We start from the raw sequence: 22,814 nt of genomic DNA, 5'->3' as shown, positions 1-22,814 counted from the left end.
ACACCGTCAGGGAGCCGTCGGTCACGTCGGTCGCCCGGGTCCGGCCGGAGCTCACGGCCAGCGGACGGCGTCGAGGTCGACCCGGCCGCCGCGCACCGGCACGCCCTCGGCCGCGAGCCGCCCGAGCTGCTCGACCCGCACCGGCTCCGCGCAGGTGCCGTCGGCGCGGACGACCCGGTACCAGGGCACCGCCGCCCCGCCGGAGGACAGCGCGCGGGCGACCCGGCGCGGGCCGACGCCGACCAGCCGGCCGATCGCGCCGTAGGTGCTCACCCGGCCCGGCGGGATGCGCTCGACGACGTCGAAGACCGCCTCGTCGACGTCGGCGGGGTCGACGTCGACGGGGTCGGCGTCAGCGGCGCCCACGGGTCACGCCCGGCGGCCGAACCGGGCCAGCAGCCGGACCTGGGGAGACGCGTCGGCGGGGACCGGGACCGGCGCGGAGAAGAGGCCGGGCACCCCGTCGCGCGGCAGCCGGGCGGCGAGCCGCCCTGCGGCGCGGACCAGCGCCGGGTCGAGCGTCGCGTCACCGCCGGTGGCGCGGGCGAGGTCCCAGGAGTGCACGGTGAGGTCGACGGTCAGCTCGTCGACGTACTCCCACGCCGGGGCGGGCCCGCGGGACAGGTGCACGGTGCCTTCGGCCAGGTCGGCGCCGGCGACGGCGGCGAGCGCCTCGTCGGCCGCGGCCTCCCACGCGGTCAGCGGGTCGGGGGCGAGCAGCGGGTCGGTGCCCGCGGGCACCCGCGCGGCGACGTCGTCGAGCGGCTCGCCGGCCAGCAGGCCGGGCACCCAGTGCGCCTCGCCGACGAGGTGCGCGACCAGGTCGGCGACGGTCCAGCCGGGCAGCGCCTCGAGGTCCCACTGCCCGGGTTCCACGGCGTCGACCCGGTCGGTGAACGTGGCCTGGGCACGCTGGAAGAGCTCCAGCAGTTCGGTCGGGGACGGCGTCGGCTCGGGCACGCGGCCAGTCAACACGGACGCCGAGGGCCCGGCACCCGATGCGGGGTGCCGGGCCCTGGTGAGGTGCTGGAACGGCCCCCTCGCAGGGCCCCGCCGCGAGCCTGCGAGCGGTGGGGGGCGAGGGGGTCCTTCGTCAGTAGGTGGGCAGCGTCTTGTCGATGCGGGTCGCCCACGCGGTCACGCCGCCCTGGACGTGGACGGCGTCGGAGAAGCCCGCGTTCTTGACCGCGGCCAGCACCTCGGCCGAGCGGACACCGGTCTTGCAGTGCAGCACGATCGGCTTGTCCTGCGGCAGCTGCGAGAGCGCCCGGCCGGAGAGGATCTCGTCCTTCGGGATCAGCTTGGCGCCCGGGATGGACACGATCTCGTACTCGTTGGGCTCCCGGACGTCGATCAGCTCGAAGTCCTTGTCGGCGTCGATCATGTCCTTGAGCTCGTCGACGGTGATCGTCGAGCCGGCGGCGGCGGCCTGCGCCTCGTCGGAGACGACGCCGCAGAACGCCTCGTAGTCGATGAGCCCGGTGATCGGCTCGGCCTCGGGGTCCTTGCGCACCTTGATCGTGCGGAAGGTCATCTCCAGGGCGTCGTAGACCATCAGCCGACCCAGCAGCGTCTCGCCGATGCCGGTGATGAGCTTGACCGCCTCGGTGGCCTGGATGGCGCCGATGGTCGCGCAGAGCACGCCCAGCACGCCGCCCTCGGCGCAGGAGGGGACCATCCCGGGCGGCGGGGGCACCGGGTAGAGGTCGCGGTAGTTCGGCCCGTGCTCGGCCCAGAAGACCGACACCTGGCCGTCGAAGCGGTAGATCGAGCCCCACACGTAGGGCTTGCCGAGCAGCACGCACGCGTCGTTGACCAGGTAGCGCGTGGCGAAGTTGTCGGTGCCGTCGACGATCAGGTCGTACTGGCCGAAGATCTCGAGCACGTTGTCGCTGTCCAGCCGCGTCTCGTGCAGCCGCACGTCGACCAGCGGGTTGATCTCCTTGATCGAGTCGAGCGCGCTCTCGGCCTTCGACCGGCCCACGTCGGAGGCGCCGTGGATGATCTGGCGCTGCAGGTTCGACTCGTCGACGACGTCGAACTCGACGATGCCCAGCGTGCCGACGCCGGCCGCGGCCAGGTACATGAGGACCGGCGAGCCCAGGCCACCGGCGCCCACGGCCAGCACCTTGGCGTTCTTCAGGCGCTTCTGCCCGTCCATCCCGACGTCGGGGATGATCAGGTGGCGGCTGTACCGGCGCACCTCGTCGATCGACAGGTCGGCAGCGGGCTCGACCAGGGGCGGCAGGGACACGCTTGCTCCTCTTGGTTCGCGGACTCCGGCACGGGCCGGTGTTCGTGCGGACAACAGCGTCCCAGGCGCCGCTGTTCCCCCGTCGCGAGCCCCGGAGCGAGGGCCTCAGCCGCGCAGGTCCCGGCGCGCGTACGCGGCGAGCCCGGCGACTGCGAGCACCAGTGCGGTGACCAGCATGCCGACGGCACCGGCGACGTCCACCGGCTCGGCGGGGACCGCCGCCAGGTGCGCGAACGGTGAGATCCCGCGCACCCACGACGGCCAGCCGAAGCTGTCGGCGAGCACCAGCAGCAGGTATCCCCCGGCGGCGGGCAGGACCCCGATGGCGAGCACGGCCTGCGGCGCCAGGCCCAGCGCCAGCAGCGCGGCACCGAGGCACAGCAGCGCGACCGGGACCACCGACAGCGCGCCGGCGAGGGCGTCACCGGGGCCGAGCCCGGCCCCGACCCAGGACGCCCCGGCCCAGGTGGTCAGGCCCGCGGTGGCCGCGACGACGACGGTGCCGACGGCGACGGTCGCGGCCTCCCAGGTCACCCACCGCACCCGCCCGACCGGCCGGGAGTACAGCAGGGTGAGCCGGGACGCCGACTCGTCGGCGGCGACGGAGGCGATCCGCGCGGCGGCGTACGCGCCGACGGGCACCGCGAGCAGGGTGAACAGGGAAGCCGCGTAGCCCTCGACCGAGGCCAGCCGGGAGAAGCCGGCGGCGGCCGCCATCTCGGCGAAGACCGGGTTGTCCCGCAGGAAGTCCAGCATCGCGGTGGCCAGCAGGCCGATGAGCAGGAAGTAGGCCCCCACGCCCAGCGACCAGGTCAGCGTCGCGCGGCGGGTCCGGTGCACCGCGAACCCGGGCAGCGAGCGCAGCAGCCGGCTCGGCGGGCGGGCCCGGTCCCGGCCCTGCCACCGGCCGGCGCCGACGTCGCGCGCCCCGGCCAGGATCGCGGCCAGGACGGCCGGCACGGCGACCAGGACGGCGAGGACCAGCAGTGGGGCCCAGCGGTCGTGGGCGTACGGGGCCACCCGGCCGAGCAGCCCGAACGGGCTGAGCCACTGCAGCCACGCCAGGGCCTCGACGCCGTCACCGACCATGCGGGCCAGCAGGCCGGCGAGCAGGACCGTGACGGCGAGCCCGGAGGCTCCGCGCCGGTCGCCCAGCAGCTGCCCGGTGAGCACCCCGAGCGCACCGCCGGCCATGGCGGTGCCGCCGACGAGCGCTCCGAACAGCACCGCGCCGGCCGGCGCGGTGCCGGCAAGCAGCATCCCCGCGACCACGGCGGCGCCGACGACGACGCCGGCGGCGAGCAGCACGCCGAGCGCGGTGCGGACCAGCGTGGCGAGCCGGACCCGGCCGGCGAGCAGCAGGTCGGTCCGGCCGGCGTCCTCCTCGCCCCGGGTGACCCGCGTGCCGGCCAGCGCGGCCCACACCCCCGCGAGCGCCGCCGCGACCGTGCCGGTGCGCCACACGGTGAAGCCGCCGGGGTCGTCGAGGGCCAGCGGCGGCCCGAAGAGGGTCCGGATCGCCGGGTTGTCGGCGAGCGCCGTGAGCGAGTCGAGCCCGACCGCGCCGCTGAACGTCTGCTCGTACTGCTGGGCCACGAACGCGGTCAGCCCGCCGCACAGCACCGCGACGACGAGGGTCCCCCGGCGCACCTCACGGACCGCCGCGCGGCGGACGGCGGTGCCCGGGGAGTCCGGCGCGGCCGGCCGCGGGGCACCGGTGACCCGCGCGGGCGTCCGGGTCGTCATGCCGCGGCCCGCCCGTAGTAGTCGAGGAAGATCTCCTCGAGGGAGGCCTCCCGGACGTCGAGGCGCACCACGTCGGCCTCGCCGAGGGCGCGCAGCACCGCGCCGGGCGGACCGGTCAGGGCGAGGGTGAGCTGCAGGGGCGTCGTCCAGCGGACGTCGGCCACCCCGGGCAGCACGGCGATCCGCTCGAGGCCGGGCGCGGGGCGGGCGAGCTCGACGGTGACCTCCGAGCGGCGGAGCCGGCGCAGCTCCTCCAGCCCGGCGACCTCGACCAGCCGGCCGGCCCGCAGGATGCCCACCCGGGTGCAGACCGCCTCGACCTCGGCCAGTTGGTGGGAGCTGAGGAACACCGTCTGTCCCCGCTCGGCGGCCTCGGCGATGCAGCGCCGGAACTCACGCTCCATGAGCGGGTCCAGGCCGCTGGTCGGCTCGTCGAGCACCAGCAGGGGCGCCCGGGTGGCGAAGGCCGCGACCAGGGCCACCTTCTGCCGGTTGCCGGTTGAGTAGGCGCGCGCCCGCTTGCCGGGGTCCAGGGCGAACCGCTCGACGAGCTCGTCGCGGTAGGGCAGGTCGGTGCCCGGTCCCACGCCGGCGAGCAGGTCGAGGCACTCGCGGCCGGTGAGCCCGGGCCACAGCGCGACGTCGGCCGGCACGTACGCGAGGTGGCGGTGCGCCCGCTCGACGTCGTCCGCCGGGTCGCCGAAGACCTCGGCCCGGCCGGTGGTGGGCCGCAGCAGGCCCAGCAGCATGCGGATGGTCGTGGACTTGCCGGCGCCGTTGGGCCCGAGGAAGCCGAAGACCTCCCCCGCGGGGACCGACAGCGACAGGTCGACCACGGCCCGGGTGGCGCCGAAGCGCTTGCCCAGGGCCTCGAACAGGACGGCGGGCGGAGCGGACTCGGGCGTGGCGGACTCGGCCATGGCACTCCGATCGGAGCCGTAGGGACCACGACTGCCGACCAGGCTTCCCGGCGCACCGCCGAGCAGCGTAGTGCCCGGGGCCCGCCCCGGGGAGGACCTTGGTCACCGCGACCGGGCCGGTCAGGGGAAGGGCCAGGCGTTCCTCGCGCAGCCGTCGAGACCGAGCGTCTGCTGCTGCATGACCGGCGCGGGCAGGCCCGGCGCCGGGCACGGCTGGTGGCCGTTGCCCAGCGCGTGGCCGACCTCGTGGTTGACCACGTACTGGCGGTAGGTCGCGATGTCGCCGTCGTAGTGCGGGACGGCGGTCTCCCAGCGGGCCAGGTTGATGACCGCGCGCTCGCCGTACCGGCAGGAGGTGTAGCCGCCGGTGCCCACGCCCGGGCAGTAGCGCTCCATGCTCCCGGGGCTGACCAGGCTCACCCGGAACTCGTAGGCGCCCGGGTCGGTGGCGTCGACGCGCTGGAAGGCCATCCGGCCGCCGTTGCCCCAGGACCGCGGGTCGCCCAGGGTCGCCTCGACCGCGGCGGCGAAGGCCGCGGCGTCGACGCCGATGCCGTCCTCGACCTCGACGACGAACCGCTGCAGCGGCCCGCTGCCGTGGACGCCCGAGGAGCCGGGCACCACGGTCACGGTGCCCGCGCCCTGCTCGACGTAGGTCCCGGCCGCGGCCGTGGGGAGGCCGGTCGGGCCGGCGTCACCCTCGGCCGGCGCGGGCGGCGGGGTCGTGGCGGCGGTGGACGGCGCGGTCGACCGGGCGGTCGGGGCTGCCGACGACGTCGCCGGGCTCGCTGCGGGGGCCGGTGAGGAGGTGGCCCGCCCGGCGGTGACCACGTCGACCAGGGCCAGGACGGTGGCCAGCGTCAGCAGCGGGATGGCGTAGGCGCGCCAGCCGTGCCGGGCGACGAAGCGGCGCAGCCGGCCGGGCCGCCGGCGGCGCGGCGCGGGCGGTCGGGCGGCGACCTCACCGGACGGGGGACGGCGCCCCGGCGGGGGTACCGGGGGCCGGCGGCGCACCGGCTCGGGTACCGGCCGCAGCGGGGCGCCGGGGCGCCGGCCGGGCGGCGGACCTGCCACGTGCCGCCTCCTCGCGGTCGTCCTGCCGTCGCGCCGCGCCCCGGGTGGCATCGCGCGCCTCGGGGTCAGGTTCTCACGCCGCCGCGGCCCGCCGGGCGCGTCGCGGGGAAGGGCGCGTCGGCGGGTCAGCCGGCCCGGGTCTCCGGCGTGCTCGTCCCACTGCCCGGCGCGGGCCGCTCGTCCGGCCGCCCGGCGTCCTCGAGCAGGCCGAGCACCGCCCGCGCCGTCTCCTCGGGCGCCTCGAGCATGGCCACGTGCCCGACCGTCTCGAGCACCAGCAGCCGGGCGTCGCGCACGGTGGCGGCCAGGCGCGGCGCGAGGCGCGGGTCGACGAGCCGGTCGCGGTCGCCCCAGACCACCAGCGTCGGCATCCGCAGCGAACGGGCCAGCCGCCAGGCGTTGGCCCGGCCGACCCGCAGGTAGGAGGTGAGCAGGCCGCGCATGCTGCGGGCGAGCGACCGGTTGGCCCAGGCCTGGGCGGCGCGCTCCCGCGCCTCCTCGACGGCGGCGTCGAGGCGCTCGCGCGGCACCCGGGCGGGCTCGCCGAAGCACATCGCCAGCACGCCGCGCACCGACTGCTCGGGGGTCACGCGGGCCAGCCGCCGCTCGGCGAGGGTGGGCACACCCGGGAGCAGGAGCAGCAGCAGCGCCCGGCCGAAGGACTGCGGCACGCGGTAGACCGGCATGGCCGGCGAGACCAGCGTCAGGGTGGCGACCAGGTCGGGACGGCGGGCGGCGGCGACCAGGCTGACCAGCCCGCCGAGACTGTTGCCCAGCAGGTGCACCGGGCGGCCCTGCGCCTCGCCGGGCTGTGCCACGACGTGCTCGAGGACGTCGACGACGGCGCGGACGTGACCGCGCACCGAGTAGGAGCCCGACGGCGGCGGCTGCGAGCGGCCGAAGCCGGGCAGGTCGGGCGCCCAGCCCTCGCAGCGCACCGCCAGCAGCCCGGCCAGGTCGGTCCAGTTGGTCGAGGCGCCGCCCAGGCCGTGCACGTACACCGCCCGCTCGCGCGGCCCGTCGGCCGGGCCGGTGGCGGGCGTGGTGCGCACGAAGACCGTGCCGCCGGTGACCGGCACCTCCCTCCCGGGCCAGGCGGCGGGCGGGGCGGCGGGGACGGTCAGGTCCGCCGTCGAGAGGCGGGCGGTGGAGAGCGGCGCCACCGTGGGGGGCGCGGGGGTCCGGCGGGTGCGCGCTCGGCGGGCCTCGGGCACCCGGCGACGGTATGCCAGGCGGCCGCGGCGCGTGCGCCGGGTGACCCGCCGGTAACATCCCCGGCGCCATGCAGTCCTCCCGTCCGGTCCCCGCCCGCCGCACCTCGCGGTTGCCGCGCGGCGCCCGGCGGCTGCAGCTGCTGCAGGCGGCGCAGGAGGTCTTCGTCGCGCAGGGCTTCCACGCAGCCGCCATGGACGACATCGCCGACCGCGCCGGCGTCAGCAAGCCCGTGCTGTACCAGCACTTCCCCGGCAAGCGGGAGCTGTACCTGGCGCTGCTGGAGCAGCAGGTCACCGAGCTCACCGAGCGGCTGGGCGAGGCGATGGGCGGCACCGAGGACAACCGGCAGCGGGTGCAGGGCGCGGTGGGCGCCTACTTCGACTTCATCGACGCCGAGGGCGGCGCCTTCCGCCTGGTCTTCGAGTCCGACCTGCGCAACGACGAGGACGTGCGGGCGCTGGTCGACCGCGGGAACCGCGCCTGTGTCGAGGCGATCGCGGAGGTCATCGCCGGCGACACCGGCAGCCCGCCGGAGCAGGCGCACCTGCTGGCCTCGGGGCTGACCGGGCTGGCCGAGACCAGCGCCCGCTGGTGGCTGGCGCAGAAGGGCACCGTCCCGCGCGACGAGGCGGTGTCGCTCATGTCGGCGCTGGCGTGGCGCGGCATCTCGGGGTTCCCCCGGGTCGAGGGCGAGCACCCGGCGGGCTGAGCGCCCGTTCGCTGACGGCGCAGCCGCGCGACGGGGCCCGCCGACCGGCGCTGGACTAGCGTGGTCGGCAGCCGTGCAACCCGAGGAGGCATCCCGAGTGGAAGTCAAGATCGGTGTCCAGCACTCCCCCCGGGAGCTGGTCGTCGACAGCCCGAAGACCCCCGACGAGATCGCTGCCGACGTGGCCTCCGCCATGTCCGGCGGCACGAAGGACGGGCTGCTGACCCTGGAGGACGAGCGGGGCCGCCGCGTCCTCGTCCCGGTCGACCGGATCGCCTACGTGGAGATCGCCCAGGCCGACCAGCGCCGGGTGGGCTTCGTCGCCGGCGCCTAGCTCCGGCAACGCACGTCCCGCAGGGGCGTCCCCGCACCGCGGGGGCGCCCCTGCGTCGTGTCAGGGTTTGAGGCCGAGGGTGCGCATCCGCTCGGTGTGCGCAGCGGTGATCCGGTCGACCAGCCGGGCGATGCCGGTGAGGTCGCCGGTCCCCTCCATGATCAGCTGCGCCAGCCCCTCGCGCTCGGCGATGACCGCCTGCGACTGGGAGATCGCCTCCCCGACCAGCCGCCGTCCCCACAGGGCCAGCCGCCCGGCGAGTGCGCGCTGGGAGCGGATGGCAGCACGCACCTCGCGGACGGCGAACTCCGCGTGCCCGGTGTCGGCGAGCACCTCGAGGATGAGCGAGCGGTCGGGCTCGGGCAGGAAGCCGGCGATCTCGCGGTAGAAGTCGGCCGCCAGGCCGTCCCCGACGTAGGCCTTGACCAGGCCCTCCAACCACGTCCGCGGCCGGGTGCCCTCGTGGAAGCCGTCGAGGGCCGGCACGAACGGCGCCATCGCCGCAGCGGGGTCGGCGCCCAGCTCCCGCAGCCGCGCCGCGAGCCGGTCGTGGTGGCCCATCTCGGCGGCGGCCATCCTCGCCAGCGCGGCCCGGCCGTCGAGCGTCGGAGACAGCCGGGCGTCCTCGGCCAGCCGGTCGAACGCCGTCAGCTCGGCGTAGGCCAGCACGCCGAGCAGGTCGACGACGGCGCGGCTGTCGACCGTGCTCACGTGCCACCTCCGGGTGGGGTCGGGGCGGGCGGCCCGCGCGGCGACAGAGGCTAACCGCTCCCCGCGCTACCATGGGAACAGGCGGGCCGCCAGGTCCGCTGGTATCTGTGCGCTGACGATCGCTCGCCGACGCCCCGAGGAGCCCGTGACCGGGCACACCGGGCCGTCGCCCGGGGGCAGATCGAGCCCCGGTCCGCTGGCCGCGTCGGCGCTGGACACGCATCCCGCGACACCCGACCGCGGAGCGCCCGGACGACGCCGTCGTCGCCCGCCGGCCGCTCCCCCAGCCGACCAGAGGCGAGAGCACTGACCTCCACAGACCACACCCCCACCACCCCCGAGCTCGAGCACGCCGAGACCGGCGCGCCCGCGCCCGAGCAGGTCGAGCAGACCGTCGAGGCCCTCGGCGGCGCGCCCGTCGAGGAGACCGCGCCGCTGTTCAGCGACTTCGACGTCCACCCCGACGTCGTCGCGGCGCTGGCCGAGGCCGGCATCACCCGGACCTTCGCGATCCAGGAGCTCACCCTCCCGCTGGCGCTGGCCGGCAACGACCTCATCGGGCAGGCCCGCACCGGCACCGGCAAGACCCTCGGCTTCGGCGTCCCGCTGCTGCAGCGCGTCGTCCCCGCCGCGGAGGGCGGTGACGGCGTCCCGCAGGCGCTGGTCGTCGTCCCCACCCGCGAGCTGTGCGTGCAGGTCGCCCGCGACCTGGCCACCGCCGGGAAGAAGCGCGGCATCCGCGTTCAGGCCATCTACGGCGGCCGGGCCTTCGAGCCGCAGGTCTCCGCGCTGCAGGCCGGCGTCGAGGTCGTCGTCGGCACCCCCGGCCGGCTGCTCGACCTGGCCCAGCAGGGTCATCTGATCCTGGGCAAGGTCGGCGTGCTGGTCCTCGACGAGGCCGACGAGATGCTCGACCTGGGCTTCCTGCCCGACATCGAGCGGGTCCTCGGGATGGTCCCGGCGAAGCGGCAGACCATGCTGTTCTCCGCCACGATGCCCGGCCCGATCGTGAACCTGGCCCGCCAGTTCATGACCCAGCCCACCCACATCCGGGCGCACGGCAACGACGAGGGCTCGACCGTCCCGCAGACCACCCAGTTCGTGTACCGGGCGCACAACCTGGACAAGCCCGAGCTGCTGGCCCGCGTGCTGCAGGCGCGCGGCCGGGGCCTCGCGATGGTCTTCTGCCGCACCAAGCGGACCGCGCAGAAGGTCGCCGACGAGCTGGTCGACCGCGGGTTCGCCGCCGCCGCCGTGCACGGCGACCTCGGCCAGGGCGCCCGCGAGCAGGCGCTGCGCGCGTTCCGCAGCGGCAAGGTCGACGTCCTGGTCGCCACCGACGTCGCCGCCCGCGGCATCGACGTCACCGGCGTCAGCCACGTCGTCAACTACCAGTGCCCCGAGGACGAGAAGACCTACGTGCACCGGATCGGCCGCACCGGCCGCGCCGGGCGCGAGGGCGTCGCGGTCACCTTCGTCGACTGGGACGACGTGCCGCGCTGGCAGCTGATCAACAAGGCGCTCGACCTGCCGTTCGCCGACCCGCCGGAGACCTACTCCACCTCGCCGTGGGTCCGCACCGACCTGGACGTCCCCGAGGACGCCACCGGCCGGCTGCCGCGCTCGCAGCGCACCCGCGAGGGCCTCGACGCGGAGGTACTCGAGGACCTCGGCGAGACCGGCCGGAAGCCCAAGGGCGCCGGCCGCGGACCGGCACGGGAGGAGGTCCGCGACTCCTCCCGGGAGGACGGCGACCGCCCGGCCCGCTCGCGGTCGCGCTCCCGCCGCCGCACGCGGGGCGGGGAGCCCGCCGACGGGTCGGCCCCCGCCGCCGAGGCCGCCACTGCCGCCGACCCGGCCGACGCCGCTGCCGAGCAGCCTGCGGACGAGGGTGCGCCGCGCCGTCGCCGTCGCCGCCGCGGGGGCGCCCGTCGCCGCTCCGCCGGTGCCGCCGGCACCGACGTGGGCGGCGACTCCGGCGACGGCGGCGACTCCGAGTCCGCCGCCTGACGCCGATCTCCGCCGTTGGCGCTGCGTCCCCCGCCGTTGCGGGTCTGGGTCTGGACGGCGGCCACGCTCGCGCTGGCGCTGGTCGCCGTCCTGCTCTGGCGCGGCTCCAGCGTCGCGGCCACCGACAGCACGACCGCTGACCCGCCGTGGGTCCCCGACGCCGCGCCCGCCGCGGAGGTGGCCCGCGCCTGGTCGGTCGCGGCCGACGCCGGGCTGCCCCGCCGGGTCGTCGAGGGCGGCCGGGTCGTGGTGCCCGGTGAGCGCGGCCTCACCGCCGTCGACGCCGTCACCGGGGACGAGGCCTGGCACTACCGCCGGGCCGACGCCCGGCTGTGCGGCCTGACCGCGGTCGACGGGCTGGTGGTCGCCGTCTTCCGCACCCACGACCGCTGCGACGAGGCCCTGGCCCTCGACGCGGCCACCGGGGTGCGCCAGTGGACCCGCAACCTCAGCCTCCGCGCGGACGCCACGATCGCCGGCACCGAGCAGGCCGTGCTGGCCGGCAGCCCGACCGGGGTCGTGGTGCTCGACCCGGCGGGCAACAACGTCCGCTGGCGGGTCGCGGCGGCCGAGGACTGCCTCCTCGAGGACACCGACGTCGGTAGCGCCGGGGTGGTGCTGCTGCAGCGCTGCCCCGGGACCGCGGCGCTGCAGCTGCGGCTGTTCGACGCCTCCACCGGCCAGCCCCGGTGGACCAGGGACGTCCCCGTCCCCCAGGGCGCCGGCATCCGGCTGGTCGGCGCCGACCGGCTCGTCGGCGTCGTCACCGGCGACACCCTGCTGGTGCACCGCCCCGACGACGGCACCCTGCTCCAGCAGCTCCCGCTGCCCGCCGCCGGGGCCGACCCGGCCGCCGAGCCGCTGCTGCAGGCCGGCGCGGGCGACGTCGCGCTGGTGTGGGCCCGCGGCACCCTGTGGGCGCTGGACCAGGGCACCGGCGCCCCGCGGTGGGAGCTGCCCGCGCAGGGGCTGCCCACGGGGGGCGTCGGCAAGACCGCGTCGGGCTCGGCCGCCGTGTGGGTGCCCGAGTCGGGCGGGTTCGTGCTGCGCGACCTCGCCACCGGCGCCGAGGCCGGCCGGGCGGCGGTCGACGGCGGCCTGGAGGCCGGCGGGCAGGCCTCGCTGGTCGGGCCGGTGCTGCTCTACCGGCTCCCCGACCGGGTGCACGGCTTCGCCTGACCGGACGTCCTCGCTGCGGCGCCGCCGCGGCGGAGGTTGACTGGACACATGGTCCTGCCCGGGAGCCCCGAGATGCCGTCGGTCACCCTCGCCATCCCGTCCGACGACCTGCGGCAGCTGGCCGACCACGACGCGACCCCGCGGATCCTCGCCGGCCGGGCGGGCCCGCTGGCCGCGCTCGACACCGGCGGCGACGGGCGCCGCGGCACCGTCCTGCTGGTGCCCGGCTACACCGGCAGCAAGGAGGACTTCGCGCCCCTGCTGGCGCCGCTGGCCGCCCGCGGGCACCGGGTGGTCGCCATCGACCAGCGCGGGCAGTACGAGTCCCCCGGGCCCGACGACCCCGCGGCCTACACCGTCGCCGAGCTCGCCGCCGACGTCGTCGCGGTCGCCGCCCTGCTGCGCGAGGAGACCGGCATCCCCCACCTGGTGGGGCACAGCTTCGGCGGCCTGGTCGGCCGTGCGGCGGTCCTGGCCGACCCGGCCGCGTTCCGGTCACTGACGCTGCTCGGCTCCGGTCCCGCCGCGCTGGCCGGCCCGCGGGTCGACCTGCTCGAGCACCTCGGGCCGCTGCTCGACCAGGGCGGCGTCCCGCTGGTGGCTGCCACGCTGGAGCAGCTGGCCATGACCGACGAGCGCGCCCTGGCCGTGCCGCGGGCGACCCGCGCGTTCTACGGCCGCCGGTTCCTCGGCAACACCGCCGCCGGGCTGCGCGGCATGGCGCAGGCGATCACCACCGAGCCCGACCGGGTCGCCGAGCTCGCCGCCACCGGCGTCCCGGTGCTGGTGGCCCACGGCGAGGCCGACGACGCCTGGTCCCCGGCCGTCCAGGAGGACATGGCCCGGCGGCTGGGCGCCCGCCACGAGGTCGTCCCGCACGCCATCCACTCCCCCGCCGTCGAGAACCCCCTGCGGACGGTGCAGGTGCTCGAGACCTTCTGGGCGTCCCTGCCCGGGACCACCCGGTGAGCGGCGGGCGGCCCTCGGCGCGCGACTGGACGCCCGAGGAGGACCGGCTGGGCTTCTTCGGGCCGGACAGCGTCACCTGGCGGGTGCACGCCGACCCCGTCTACGGCGTCGGGGGGCTGCGGGCGCTGCTGCTGCAGGCCCTGCACCCGGTCGCGATGGACGGCGTCGCGCGCAACTCGGTGTTCCGGGAGTCCCCGTGGCAGCGGCTCGCCCGTACCGGGGAGTACGTGGACACGCTGACCTTCGGCACCCGGCGGGAGGCGATCCGGCTGGTGCGGCGGGTGCGCGGCATGCACCGGCGGCTCGGCGGCACGGAGGGGACGACCGGGCGCACGTACCGCGTCGACGACCCCGACCTGCTGCTGTGGGTGCACGCCTGCCAGGTGGACTCGCTGCTCGACGTCGCCCGCCGGGCCGGCGTCGTCACGCCCGCCGAGGCCGACCGCTACGTGGCCGAGCAGGTGGTCGCGGCCGAGCTCATCGGCGCCGACGCCGGCGACGTGCCCGCCTCGGTGGCCGACCTCGATGCCTACTTCACCCGGATGCGCCCGGCGCTCGCGCTCACCCCGGACGCCCGCGACGCCTGGCGGTTCATCGCGCTGCCACCGATGCCGCGGTGGGTGCAGCTGCTGACCCCCGCCCGGCCGGCGTGGGGCACGCTGGCGTCGCTGGCGGTGGCGACGCTGCCGCCCTGGGCCCGCCGGCTGGCCTCGCTGCCGGGGTTCGCGGTCACCGACGCGGCGGCGACGGCGGCGCTGCGGGCCTTCCGGACCGGCCTGCTGGCGCTGCCGGACCGGGCGCGGCTGTCGCCGGTCGTGCGTGCCGGGTTCGAGCGGACGGCGCCGCCGACGGCCCTGGGCGCCTAACCACCGGCGGCGGGCTGGTCGAGGGCGCGCCGCGCCGCCGCCAGCACCGCGGCGGCCACGCGGTCCAGCGACGGCGAGCGCAGCTTCCACTGCTGCCAGTACAGCGCGACGTCGACGGCGCCGTCCGGGTCGAGCGCGACCAGCTCGCCCGGCGGCTCCTGCTGGGCGGGCACCATGCCCCAGCCGAACCCGAGGCCGACGGCGGTCACGTAGTCGGCCGAGGCCGGGACGTGGTGCACCGGCGGCGTCCGCTCGTCGACCCCCCGCGAGCGCAGGTAGCGGTACTGCAGGTCGTCGCTGCGGTCGAAGACCACGACGGGCGCCCGGGACAGCGCCCCGGCGGTGACCCCGTCGGGGAACCAGTGCTGGGCGAACGCGGCCGTGGCCATCGGCCGGTAGGACATGCTGCCCAGCCGGGTGACGCTGCAGCCGGGCACGGGCTCGGCGTCCGCGGTGACCGCCGCCGTCACCCGGCCCTCCCGCAGCAGCACCGCCGTGCGCTCCTCGTCCTCCCGGTGCAGCTCGAAGGCCAGCTCGCCGGCGAGAGGGGCCAGCGCCGGCAGCACCCAGGTGGCCATGGAGTCGGCGTTGACCGCGACGGGCAGGGGCACCGGCCCGTGCGCGGCGTCGCCCACCAGCTCCCGGGTGACGTCGGCGGTGAGCAGCGTCAGCTGACGGGCCAGCCGCAGCACCGCCTCCCCGGACCCGGTCACCCGCACCGGCTTGCTGCGCACCAGCAGCACCCGGCCGGTGGCCGTCTCCAGCGCCCGCAGCCGCTGGCTGATCGCGCTCGGCGTGACGTGCAGGGCACGGGCGGCGCCGTCGAGGGTGCCGGCGGCGACGGTCGCCTCGAGGGCGCGCAGCTGTCCGAGGTCGAGGTCCACCCGATCATCAGAACAGCTACAGATCCTGCAGCAACGCGAACGGCGCTTCCGACGAGGGCCGCCTAGCGTCGCCGCCGTGTCCGCTGCCGTGTCCCCCGCCCTGCTGGCCGCCGTCTCCGGACTGGGGCTCGGGCTCTCGCTGATCGTGGCGATCGGCGCGCAGAACGCCTTCGTGCTGCGGCAGGGGCTGCGCGCCGAACACGTGGCCGCCGTCGTCGCCGTCTGCCTGGTCTCCGACGTCGCGCTCATCACCGCCGGGACCGCCGGGGCCGGCACGCTGGTCAGCCGGGTGCCCGGCGTCCTCACCGCGGTGTGCTTCGCCGGCGCGGCGTTCCTCGCCGCCTACGGTCTGCTGGCCGCCCGCCGGGCGCTGCGCGCGGCGGCCCTGGTCCCCGACGAGACCGGACGCCGCGCGGGGCTGGCGGCCACGCTGACCACCTGCCTGGCGCTGACCTGGCTCAACCCGCACGTGTACCTGGACACGGTGGTGCTGCTCGGGTCGCTGGCCGGCACCTGGGAGGAGCTGCGGTGGTGGTTCGCCGGCGGCGCCGCGCTGGGCAGCACCGTCTGGTTCGTCGCCCTCGGCTACGGCGCGCGGCTGCTGCGGCCGGTCTTCGCGCGGCCGGCGTCGTGGCGGGTGCTCGACGCCGTCATCGCCGTCGTCATGCTGGCGCTGGCGGCGTCACTGGTCGTGCAGGGCGTCCGCGGTGCCTAGCCGGACGCGGCGGGCTCGTCGGCCGGCAGGAAGCTCCAGGTCTCGCGCGCCGGCGCGGCGCCCTGCCCGGGCGGGCAGCTGCGCCGGAAGTCGCACCAGCCGCACTGCCGCCCGGGTGCGGCCGGGAACGCCTCGTCGGGGTGCACGCCCTCCTCGACCCGCCGGGTGGCGACGCCGATGTCCGCGGCGACGTCCTCGGCCCGCCGGACGTGGTTGGCCAGCGAGCGCTCGGTGTGCTCGAAGGCCGCGACCGTGCCCGACGGCAGGTGGTGCAGCTCCACCCGGCGGCAGGGCCGGCGCAGCGTGCGCTGCACGCCGAGGACGTACACCGCCAGCGCCGGTGAGCCGCGCGCCTCGTCCTCGGTACTGGGCACCCGGCCGGTCTTGTAGTCGACGACGACCAGCTCGTCCCCGCGCTGGTCGATCCGGTCGACCCGTCCCGACAGCGCCAGCGCCGGCGTGGTGGCCGCGACCTGGCGCTCCAGGCCGGCCGGCTCGTCGTCGGGGTCGACCGTGGCCAGGTAGTCGGTGAGCCACCCGGCGGCGCGGGCGCGCCAGCGGGCGGACTGCTCGGCGTCCCGGAAACCGGTGTCGGACCAGACGCCGTAGAGCAGCTGCCGCGCGGCCACCGCGGTGCGGCTCCCCCGCGGCAGGTCCCACCACGAGCGCAGCGCCGCGTGCACGGCCGAGCCGACCGTGTTGTGCGCCCACGGCGGCCCCTTGGGCGGCGTCGGCCGGTCGACGTAGGCGTGCCGGTAGCGGCGCGGGCAGTCGGCGAACGCGGCGAGCTTGCTCGGCGTCGCGGGGAACAGCCGCCGCGGCATGCCCGGCATCTCCAGTTGCGCGCTCCCCACACCGCCACGCTAGCGGCCGGGACGGCGGACCCGCGTCAGTCGGTGAACGGCGCGCTGCCGGTGCCCGCGGCCAGCAGCGCCTCGAACTGTCCGGGCTCGGTGGTACACGCGCCGATCGGCGTCGTCTTGTTCGTGCCGTGGTAGTCACTGGACCCGGTGGTGAGCAGGCCCAGCTCGCGCGCCAGCCCGTGCAGGTGGTCGCGCTCGGCGGGGCTGTGGTCGGGGTGGTCGACCTCGAGGCCGAGCAGCCCCGCGCCGGCCATCGCGGCGACCGCGGCGTCGTCGACCACCCGCCCCCGCCGGGTGGCCAGGCCGTGCGCGAACACCGGCACGCCGCCGGCCTCCCGGACCAGCCGGATGCCCTCGAGGACCTCGGTGTCGGCCTTGGCGACGTAGTGGGGACTGCGGTGGGACAGCAGTGTCGCGAACGCCTCGTCCACCGACTCGACGACGCCGGCCTCGACCAGCGCCCGGGCCACGTGCGGCCGGCCGACGACCCCGCCGCCGGAGGCCTCGACGATGCGCTCCCAGACCACCGGGTAGCCGGCCGCGGCCAGCGCGGCGACGATCCGCTCGCCGCGGCCCAGGCGCTCGGCGCGCAGCCTCGCCAGCTCGCCGGCCAGCGCCCGGTGCGCCGGGTCGAACAGGTAGGCCAGCAGGTGCACGCTGATCGGCGGCTGGTCGGCGGGGAACCACCGGCAGGACAGCTCCAGGCCGGGGACGACGGTCAACCCGGGCGGGCGGGCCGCGGCGGCGGCCGCCCAGCCGGCGGTGGTGTCGTGGTCGGTGAGGGCGACGACGTCGAGGCCGGCGGCGCGGGCGGTGGCGAGCAGGGCCGCGGGGCTGTCGGTGCCGTCGGAGACCGACGAGTGGGTGTGCAGGTCGATGCGCATCGGCGTCCAGCCTCCCCTGCCCGCGCGGGCCGCGCCCGGTCGGTCAGCGCGCCGGTGCGGGCGGGTCCTGGCGGGGCGCGCCGGGGATCGGCTGGGTGTCGTGCCGCGGCCGCTCGCGGGCGGGCGGCTCGGGGTTGCCCTCGTCGTCGCCGGCGGCGGCGCTGCCCAGGTCGCTGCCGAACAGCAGCCCGCTGACCTCCTGGTAGAGCAGGTCGGCGCGCGGCAGGAAGGTGATCTGCGACAACGCCTGCTGCTGACCGGCGGACTCGAAGCGGAAGGTGCCGTAGCCCAGCACCTGACCCAGCAGCGTCTCCTTCCAGGTCAGGTCGGTGATCCGGCGCAGCGGCAGGAGCGTGACGGTGCGGGCGATGATCCCCGAGGTCAGCAGCACCCGGCGGCGGGTGACGATGAAGTGCCGCATCCACCACTCGCCGACCCGCAGCGCGAGCGTGCCCAGCGCGGCGAGGACGACGAGCAGCCCGAGGCCGGCCGAGAACCGGTTGTCCGGGTCGAGGGTGAGCACCCAGATCCCGGCCGCCAGCACCGGCAGCGTCTTGGTGGCCGGCCACAGCAGCACCGCCCAGTGGCGGCGGGTCGCGACGACGGCCTGCTCGCCCGGGAGCAGGTACTTGGCGGCGTCCTTGGCCCACCGCGGCGGGCGGCCGTCGGCCGGGCCGGTCACGGCCGCCTAGACGAGCGAGGTGACGAAGGCGGCGATGGAGGAGGCGGCGTCACCGAGGGCCTCGCCGGCGCTCTTCACCATCTCGGCCGAGGACTCCGGCTGCTGGATGACGTACCAGACGACGAAGGCGATGGCCAGCCAGACGAGGACCTTCTTCAGGTTCACCGTCACCTCCGGGGATGTGCTCGGACCCGCGGGCGGCGTGCCCGCGCGGCTCGGCCCGGAGGCCGGTCCCATGGGTAACACAGGCCCCAGCCGGGACCGTCCGGACACGCCGGTCGGGACCGGGCGTTCACTCCCCCGGCAGCAGGTGCTCGCTGGGCGGGCCCAGTGGCAGGTCGGGGTAGAGCCGCTCGCGCAGGTCGAGCAGCCGCCGTGGCTCGGCCAGCAGCCAGCCGGCCGACATGGGCCAGGTGACCAGCCACAGCCACACCCCGTAGGCCTCGCCCACGAAGGCGGCCCGGTCGTCGGACGTGGGGACCGCCCACAGGGGGGCGTGCTGCCCGGCGGCCTCGACCGCCGCCGACGACGGCCCGGTGATGACGTCGCCCGGGTCGAGACCCGGCAGGCCCGCGTAGCCGCAGCCCACGCCCATGCCCGGCTCCTCCGCGACCAGCACCATCTCGGCCGACCCGCCCAGCGGTGCCGGGCCCGCGCAGCCGACGACGATCGCCCGCGCGCCGGGCTCCCCGCCCCACGCCAGGCCGGTGACCGACCAGCCCGTCGGCATCGGGTCGGGCACCCAGGCCGGGACGCGGGCGTCGGCGGTGACCGCCGCGATCGCGTCGTGCGCGATGAGCGCCGTGTGGTGCAGCGGGGTGACGGCGCCGTGCAGGTGGCACCAGGCCACGGCGGAGTCCCCGGGGCGCACGACCAGCGGCTCGCCGCAGCGAGGGCAGACCGGGGAGGGGCTCATCGGGGAACACCGTCCTGTCACGCGGGGCTCACGTCAAGCGCGGGCGGACGATCCCGGCTCGCGCCGTCGTACCCTGCGCGGGTGCCGTCCGCGTCGTTCCCGCCGGCCGCGCCTCCCCCGGCTCGGGACGGTGCCGTGACGGTGGCCTGCGTGGGGGCGGTGGTGCTCGACGGCGCCGGCCGGTTGCTGCTGGTCCGCCGGCGCAACGCCCCGGGCCGCGGGCTGTGGTCGGTGCCCGGCGGGCGGGTGGAGCCGGGCGAGTCCCTGGCCGCCGCGGTGGCGCGGGAGGTCCGCGAGGAGACCGGGCTGGACGTCCGCGTCGGCGCCGAGGTCGGGCGGGTGACCATCCCGGGCGACGGCGTCGTCTACGACGTCGTCGACTTCGACTGCACCCTCACCGACCCGCGCGCCCAGCCGGTACCCGGCGACGACGCCGACGCGGTGGTGTTCGCCGGCCCGGCCGACCTCGAGCGGCTGCCCTGCACGCCGCGGCTGCTGGAGACGCTGCGCGGCTGGGGCGCGCTGCCCGCCTGACCGGGCGGGCGGCGCGCCACCCGCTCAGGAGCGGGGCCGGGGCTCCGGACGGCCGGTCTGCTCGCCGCCGCGGGCCTCGCCGTAGGAGCGCTTGGGCACCATGACCTTGCGCCGGAAGACGCAGACGACGGTGCCGTCCTGCTTGTAGCCGATGGTCTCGACGTGCACGACGCCCCGGTCGTCCTTCGACCGCGACTCGGTCTTGTCCAGGACCGTCGTCTCGCCGTAGACGGTGTCGCCGTGGAAGGTCGGCGCCACGTGGCGCAGCGACTCGACCTCCAGGTTGGCGATCGCCTTGCCCGAGACGTCGGGCACGCTCATGCCCAGCAGCAGCGAGTAGACGTAGTTGCCGACGACGACGTTCTCGCCGAACTCCGTGGTCTCCGCGGCGAAGTGGCTGTCCAGGTGCAGCGGGTGGTGGTTCATCGTGATCAGGCAGAACAGGTGGTCGTCGTACTCGGTGACGGTCTTCCCCGGCCAGTGCTTGTAGACCGCGCCGACCTCGAACTCCTCGTAGTACCGACCGAACTGCACCGTTCCTCCTGTCCCTGCAGGCCAGCGCGCCGCTGACCGCACCGATGGCACGGCGGTGGCACGCCACGACCGTGGGCAGCACACTCGCACAGGGGTGCCGCAGGTCGTGTAGCCGGTGGTCCGGGCCGGGCTAGAGGCCTCCCCCGTCGCCCGCGCCGCCTCCGAGGAACCCCGTGGCGGCGGCGCCGCCGGTGGCCGTTCCGTAGGTCTGCCGTGCGGCGATGCCCGGGTCCTCGGCAGCGATCCGGTGCCGCTCGGCGCGGACGCTGCGGCGGCTCAGGTCGTGGTCGGTGCGTGGCGGCTCGAAGACGGCGGCCCGCAGGTCGCCGTCGTGCACGGCGGCGCGGCCGTGGAGGGCGACCCGCCACACGTCGTCGGTCTCGCCCCACTGGTCCCGCAGCCAGGCCAGTGCCCGTCGTCCGTCGGCGGTGAGCGCGACCGTCGCCCGGCCCCGGCCTAGCGCCCGGCCCAGGACGGAACGGGCCGCCAGGCCGTCGCTGCGCAGCCGTCGGCCGACCTCGAGGAGCCGGGCGTCGTCCTGCAGCCGCCACTGGACGGTGTCGACCGAGCGGTGGCCCGACGGCCCGACGGCGTCGAGGACCGCCGCCTCGACCGGGTGCTGCCGGGTCAACTCGACGGTCGCCAACTGGCCGGGTGAGTGCACCCGGACCCGTCCCGAGCGCACGAGCGCCACGATGGCCGTGTCGACCACGCGGGGCGGTCCGCCGCCGAGGTGGGCCGCGTCGTAGACGTCCAGCTGGGAAGGGGTCCGGGATGCTGCCATGGCGCGGCCTCACCTTCGGGCGGAGGGCTCGTGCGGGACAACGGTCCCACCGCCGGACCGGCCGGCGGAAGTGCGGGGCACGCGCAGCCCGTCCGGCGCGAGGGCCGCGCCGCGGGCGTGGCGAGGCGAGGCCAGCCGGCCATCACGCGGCGTCGGTGCCCCATCTGCGCGGCCGCCGATCCTACGATGCCCCGGTGGTCCGCCCGCTCCGCTCCGGCGACCCCACGGAGGGCGACGTCGTCGTGTTGTCCCCCGCCGGGCGCCGCATCCGCCTGGCCGCCTCCGCCGTGGTCCTGGCCCTGCTGCTGACCGGGACGCTGTGGGGCACCGACGCCCATTTCCCGTTCGGCCCGTTCAAGATGTACTCGACGCGCGCCGACACCGACGCCCCCGTGATCTCGACCCGCGTCGTCGGCCTGACCGGCGACGGCCGGGAGGTGCGGCTGTCCGGCGGTGAGGTCGGGCTGCGCCGCGCCGAGTTCGAGGGCCAGCTGCCGCGCCTGGTCGACCACCCCTCGCTGCTGGTCCTGCTGGCCGACACCTACGCCGAGAACCACCCCGGCGGGCCGGAGCTCGTCGAGGTGCAGGTGGTGCAGCGCCACTTCGAGCTCGTCGACGGCGCGGCCACCGGCGAGTGGACCGACCGCGTCCTCGTCGGGCAGGAGCTGGAGGTCGGCCCGTGAGCGCCACCCTGCCCACCGCACCCCCGGCGGCGACCAGCGGCCGCCGGGTCCTCGGTGCCCTGCGCGGGTTCTGGACCCGGCCGGTGCCGCTGGCCCGGATCGCGGTGTTCCGCACCATCGCCTACCTGTTCGTGCCGGTCGACGTCTTCCTCACCACCGCGTGGGTGAGCGCGCACGCCGACGTCCCGACCGCCTACTACCAGCCCCTGGTCATCGGGCAGCTGCTGCACCTGCCCACGCCGACCCCGACCGTCGTGCACGTCGTCCAGTGGGCGCTGGTGGCCACCGCCCTGGCCGCCGCCACCGGTCGCGCACCCCGTCTGCTCGGTTCCGCGGTGTTCCTCCTCTACCTCGAGTGGATGGTCATCGCGATGAGCTACGGCAAGGTCGACCACGACCGCATCGCCTACCTCGTCGCCCTGGCCGTGCTGCCGACGATCGGCGTGGCACGGTGGCGGGACCGCCGGTCGTCGGAGGCCGCGGGCTGGGCGATGGCCGCGGTCTTCGTGACCGTGGTGCTCACCTACTTCCTGGCCGCCTGGGCGAAGGTGCGCTTCGGCGGCTGGGACTGGGCGACCGGCTCGACGATCACCCGCGCCGTGATCCGCCGCGGCACGGCCCTCTCGGAGTGGACGCTCGACGTGCCCGGCCTGCTCACCACCGTGCAGTGGGCGATGCTGCTGCTCGAGTTCGCGGCACCGCTGGTGCTGCTCGTCCGGTCCGACCGGGCGCGGGTGGCGCTGGTGGTCTTCCTGCTCGGCTTCCACCTGATGGTCTTCGGCGGACTGCGGATCATCTTCCTGCCGCACTGCGTCGCGATCCTGTCGATCCTGCCGTGGGAGCGCTTCCCCGACCTGGTCGCCGAGGTGCGCCGACGGGGAGGGCGGCGACGGGTACCGGCCGCGGCCGCCCCTGCCCCCCCGGGCTGAGCCTCAGACCAGCGCGCCGATCCGGGCGGCCACCTCGGCCTCGTGCTGCTGGTACGAGGCGGCGACCGCGGTGAGCAGCCCGCCCATCCCGGTGAGCGCGTCGCTGACCGACTGCGCGGAGACCCGCCACTGCTCGTAGAGGGCGCTGAACTGCACGGCCGCCTGGCTGTCGGTCCACCCGTCGAGCACCGAGCCTGTGACGCTGCTCGACAGGGTGGCCTGCCGGGCCGCCGTCTCGGCCGCCTCGGCCTGGCACTGCCCGGCCATCGACTGCAGCGTGGCGATGTCGACCTTCACGAGGGTCCTCCCGTCCGTCCCGGGCACCTCCCGGGATCGGCTGCGGACGCTAGGGCCGGGCCCGGACGACGGGCTCCGGACCGTCCACAGGCACAGGGCGCGTCCACAGCCTCCGGGCGCCG

General features: G+C 76.7%; 27 protein-coding genes. 10 read left to right on the top strand and 17 right to left on the bottom strand.

Annotation, left to right across the window (positions count from 1 at the left end; genetic code table 11):
* Positions 1–51: 51 nt before the first annotated feature.
* The 7 genes from ACI78U_RS06325 to ACI78U_RS06295 all read right to left on the bottom strand — a co-directional run bounded on the left by ACI78U_RS06325 (position 52) and on the right by ACI78U_RS06295 (position 7,208).
* Positions 52–366 (bottom strand): MGMT family protein, encoded by a 315-nt coding sequence (locus tag ACI78U_RS06325; protein WP_456874433.1) that lies wholly within the window; start codon positions 364–366, stop codon positions 52–54.
* A 3-nt stretch (positions 367–369) separates the two neighbouring features.
* Entirely contained in the window at positions 370–960 is a 591-nt protein-coding gene (locus ACI78U_RS06320) for a TIGR03086 family metal-binding protein (RefSeq protein ID WP_456874432.1), read from the bottom strand.
* Between the two features lie 133 nt (positions 961–1,093).
* Positions 1,094–2,254: an adenylyltransferase/sulfurtransferase MoeZ gene (gene moeZ / locus ACI78U_RS06315; RefSeq protein ID WP_456874431.1), complete on the bottom strand. Its 1,161-nt coding sequence runs from the start codon at positions 2,252–2,254 to the stop codon at positions 1,094–1,096.
* 105 nt (positions 2,255–2,359) lie between these two features.
* Positions 2,360–4,000 (bottom strand): hypothetical protein, encoded by a 1,641-nt coding sequence (locus ACI78U_RS06310; RefSeq protein ID WP_456874430.1) that lies wholly within the window; start codon positions 3,998–4,000, stop codon positions 2,360–2,362.
* Entirely contained in the window at positions 3,997–4,920 is a 924-nt protein-coding gene (locus ACI78U_RS06305; protein WP_456874429.1) for an ATP-binding cassette domain-containing protein, read from the bottom strand. The genes ACI78U_RS06310 and ACI78U_RS06305 overlap by 4 nt, the downstream gene beginning before the upstream one ends.
* A 120-nt stretch (positions 4,921–5,040) precedes the next feature.
* Positions 5,041–5,994, bottom strand: a complete 954-nt coding sequence (locus ACI78U_RS06300; RefSeq protein ID WP_456874428.1) for a DUF3152 domain-containing protein — start codon at positions 5,992–5,994, stop codon at positions 5,041–5,043.
* A gap of 125 nt (positions 5,995–6,119) precedes the next feature.
* Positions 6,120–7,208 carry an alpha/beta fold hydrolase gene (locus ACI78U_RS06295; protein ID WP_456874427.1) on the bottom strand — a complete coding sequence of 363 codons (1,089 nt, stop codon included), beginning with the start codon at positions 7,206–7,208 and terminating at the stop codon, positions 6,120–6,122.
* A gap of 68 nt (positions 7,209–7,276) precedes the next feature.
* On the opposite strand from ACI78U_RS06295, the gene ACI78U_RS06290 reads away from it, so the two are divergent.
* Positions 7,277–7,918, top strand: a complete 642-nt coding sequence (locus ACI78U_RS06290) for a TetR/AcrR family transcriptional regulator (RefSeq protein ID WP_456874426.1) — start codon at positions 7,277–7,279, stop codon at positions 7,916–7,918.
* 97 nt (positions 7,919–8,015) lie between these two features.
* Positions 8,016–8,252, top strand: coding sequence for a DUF3107 domain-containing protein (locus ACI78U_RS06285; RefSeq protein ID WP_089402287.1), 237 nt, complete (start codon positions 8,016–8,018; stop codon positions 8,250–8,252).
* A 60-nt stretch (positions 8,253–8,312) separates the two neighbouring features.
* On the opposite strand, the gene ACI78U_RS06280 is transcribed toward ACI78U_RS06285, so the two are convergent.
* Positions 8,313–8,963 (bottom strand): ferritin-like fold-containing protein, encoded by a 651-nt coding sequence (locus tag ACI78U_RS06280; RefSeq protein WP_456874425.1) that lies wholly within the window; start codon positions 8,961–8,963, stop codon positions 8,313–8,315.
* Between the two features lie 435 nt (positions 8,964–9,398).
* Between ACI78U_RS06280 and ACI78U_RS06275 the strand changes: the two genes are divergently transcribed.
* From ACI78U_RS06275 to ACI78U_RS06260, 4 genes are read left to right on the top strand one after another with little or no spacing between them, the layout of a single operon-like run.
* A complete protein-coding gene (locus ACI78U_RS06275; RefSeq protein WP_456874496.1) occupies positions 9,399–10,973 on the top strand; it encodes a DEAD/DEAH box helicase in 1,575 nt (524 codons plus the stop codon).
* A gap of 15 nt (positions 10,974–10,988) precedes the next feature.
* Positions 10,989–12,152, top strand: a complete 1,164-nt coding sequence (locus tag ACI78U_RS06270) for an outer membrane protein assembly factor BamB family protein (protein WP_456874424.1) — start codon at positions 10,989–10,991, stop codon at positions 12,150–12,152.
* Positions 12,153–12,200: 48 nt separating this feature from the next.
* Complete coding sequence (locus ACI78U_RS06265) at positions 12,201–13,121, top strand: alpha/beta fold hydrolase (protein WP_456874423.1); 921 nt, start codon at positions 12,201–12,203, stop codon at positions 13,119–13,121.
* Positions 13,118–13,987, top strand: coding sequence for an oxygenase MpaB family protein (locus tag ACI78U_RS06260; RefSeq protein WP_456874422.1), 870 nt, complete (start codon positions 13,118–13,120; stop codon positions 13,985–13,987). Before ACI78U_RS06265 ends, ACI78U_RS06260 begins: the two co-directional genes overlap by 4 nt.
* Here the strand turns inward: ACI78U_RS06260 and ACI78U_RS06255 are convergent.
* Positions 13,984–14,871: a LysR family transcriptional regulator ArgP gene (locus ACI78U_RS06255; RefSeq protein ID WP_456874421.1), complete on the bottom strand. Its 888-nt coding sequence runs from the start codon at positions 14,869–14,871 to the stop codon at positions 13,984–13,986. The two genes, ACI78U_RS06260 and ACI78U_RS06255, sit on opposite strands and share 4 nt — an antisense overlap.
* A 76-nt stretch (positions 14,872–14,947) precedes the next feature.
* Between ACI78U_RS06255 and ACI78U_RS06250 the strand changes: the two genes are divergently transcribed.
* Positions 14,948–15,586 carry a LysE/ArgO family amino acid transporter gene (locus ACI78U_RS06250; RefSeq protein WP_456874420.1) on the top strand — a complete coding sequence of 213 codons (639 nt, stop codon included), beginning with the start codon at positions 14,948–14,950 and terminating at the stop codon, positions 15,584–15,586.
* Here the strand turns inward: ACI78U_RS06250 and ACI78U_RS06245 are convergent.
* The 5 genes from ACI78U_RS06245 to ACI78U_RS06225 all read right to left on the bottom strand — a co-directional run bounded on the left by ACI78U_RS06245 (position 15,583) and on the right by ACI78U_RS06225 (position 18,931).
* A complete protein-coding gene (locus ACI78U_RS06245; protein ID WP_456874419.1) occupies positions 15,583–16,440 on the bottom strand; it encodes a RecB family exonuclease in 858 nt (285 codons plus the stop codon). The two genes, ACI78U_RS06250 and ACI78U_RS06245, sit on opposite strands and share 4 nt — an antisense overlap.
* A 35-nt stretch (positions 16,441–16,475) precedes the next feature.
* Complete coding sequence (locus ACI78U_RS06240) at positions 16,476–17,333, bottom strand: PHP domain-containing protein (protein ID WP_456874418.1); 858 nt, start codon at positions 17,331–17,333, stop codon at positions 16,476–16,478.
* A gap of 43 nt (positions 17,334–17,376) precedes the next feature.
* The gene (locus tag ACI78U_RS06235) at positions 17,377–18,015 is read right to left on the bottom strand and encodes a PH domain-containing protein (protein WP_456874417.1); all 639 of its coding nucleotides are present in this window, start codon (positions 18,013–18,015) and stop codon (positions 17,377–17,379) included.
* Positions 18,016–18,021: 6 nt separating this feature from the next.
* Complete coding sequence (locus ACI78U_RS06230; RefSeq protein WP_456874416.1) at positions 18,022–18,180, bottom strand: hypothetical protein; 159 nt, start codon at positions 18,178–18,180, stop codon at positions 18,022–18,024.
* A 127-nt stretch (positions 18,181–18,307) separates the two neighbouring features.
* Positions 18,308–18,931 carry a DUF6758 family protein gene (locus ACI78U_RS06225; RefSeq protein WP_456874415.1) on the bottom strand — a complete coding sequence of 208 codons (624 nt, stop codon included), beginning with the start codon at positions 18,929–18,931 and terminating at the stop codon, positions 18,308–18,310.
* Between the two features lie 81 nt (positions 18,932–19,012).
* On the opposite strand from ACI78U_RS06225, the gene ACI78U_RS06220 reads away from it, so the two are divergent.
* Positions 19,013–19,465, top strand: a complete 453-nt coding sequence (locus ACI78U_RS06220; RefSeq protein ID WP_456874414.1) for an NUDIX hydrolase — start codon at positions 19,013–19,015, stop codon at positions 19,463–19,465.
* Between the two features lie 24 nt (positions 19,466–19,489).
* Here ACI78U_RS06220 and ACI78U_RS06215 read toward each other — a convergent pair whose 3' ends face one another.
* Positions 19,490–19,999, bottom strand: coding sequence for a MaoC family dehydratase (locus ACI78U_RS06215; protein WP_456874413.1), 510 nt, complete (start codon positions 19,997–19,999; stop codon positions 19,490–19,492).
* 130 nt (positions 20,000–20,129) lie between these two features.
* Positions 20,130–20,783: a TIGR04222 domain-containing membrane protein gene (locus ACI78U_RS06210; RefSeq protein WP_456874412.1), complete on the bottom strand. Its 654-nt coding sequence runs from the start codon at positions 20,781–20,783 to the stop codon at positions 20,130–20,132.
* A 194-nt stretch (positions 20,784–20,977) separates the two neighbouring features.
* On the opposite strand from ACI78U_RS06210, the gene ACI78U_RS06205 reads away from it, so the two are divergent.
* Complete coding sequence (locus tag ACI78U_RS06205) at positions 20,978–21,466, top strand: hypothetical protein (RefSeq protein WP_456874411.1); 489 nt, start codon at positions 20,978–20,980, stop codon at positions 21,464–21,466.
* Positions 21,463–22,395: an MFS transporter permease gene (locus ACI78U_RS06200; protein ID WP_456874410.1), complete on the top strand. Its 933-nt coding sequence runs from the start codon at positions 21,463–21,465 to the stop codon at positions 22,393–22,395. The genes ACI78U_RS06205 and ACI78U_RS06200 overlap by 4 nt, the downstream gene beginning before the upstream one ends.
* Before the next feature lie 3 nt (positions 22,396–22,398).
* On the opposite strand, the gene ACI78U_RS06195 is transcribed toward ACI78U_RS06200, so the two are convergent.
* The gene (locus ACI78U_RS06195; RefSeq protein WP_456874409.1) at positions 22,399–22,692 is read right to left on the bottom strand and encodes a WXG100 family type VII secretion target; all 294 of its coding nucleotides are present in this window, start codon (positions 22,690–22,692) and stop codon (positions 22,399–22,401) included.
* Between the last annotated feature and the right edge of the window lie 122 nt (positions 22,693–22,814).

It is taken from the genome of Geodermatophilus sp. SYSU D00710 (genome assembly GCF_054050195.1).
This window is presented reverse-complemented; position numbering and strand designations above follow the sequence as displayed.

Coding starts and splice junctions, on each gene's coding strand:
- ACI78U_RS06310 (WP_456874430.1), bottom strand. CDS start 4,000: ATGACGACCCGGACGCCCGCGCGGGTCACCGGTGCCCCGCGGCCGGCC.
- ACI78U_RS06305 (WP_456874429.1), bottom strand. CDS start 4,920: ATGGCCGAGTCCGCCACGCCCGAGTCCGCTCCGCCCGCCGTCCTGTTC.
- ACI78U_RS06290 (WP_456874426.1), top strand. CDS start 7,277: ATGCAGTCCTCCCGTCCGGTCCCCGCCCGCCGCACCTCGCGGTTGCCG.
- ACI78U_RS06265 (WP_456874423.1), top strand. CDS start 12,201: ATGGTCCTGCCCGGGAGCCCCGAGATGCCGTCGGTCACCCTCGCCATC.
- ACI78U_RS06240 (WP_456874418.1), bottom strand. CDS start 17,333: ATGCGCATCGACCTGCACACCCACTCGTCGGTCTCCGACGGCACCGAC.
- ACI78U_RS06225 (WP_456874415.1), bottom strand. CDS start 18,931: ATGAGCCCCTCCCCGGTCTGCCCTCGCTGCGGCGAGCCGCTGGTCGTG.
- ACI78U_RS06210 (WP_456874412.1), bottom strand. CDS start 20,783: ATGGCAGCATCCCGGACCCCTTCCCAGCTGGACGTCTACGACGCGGCC.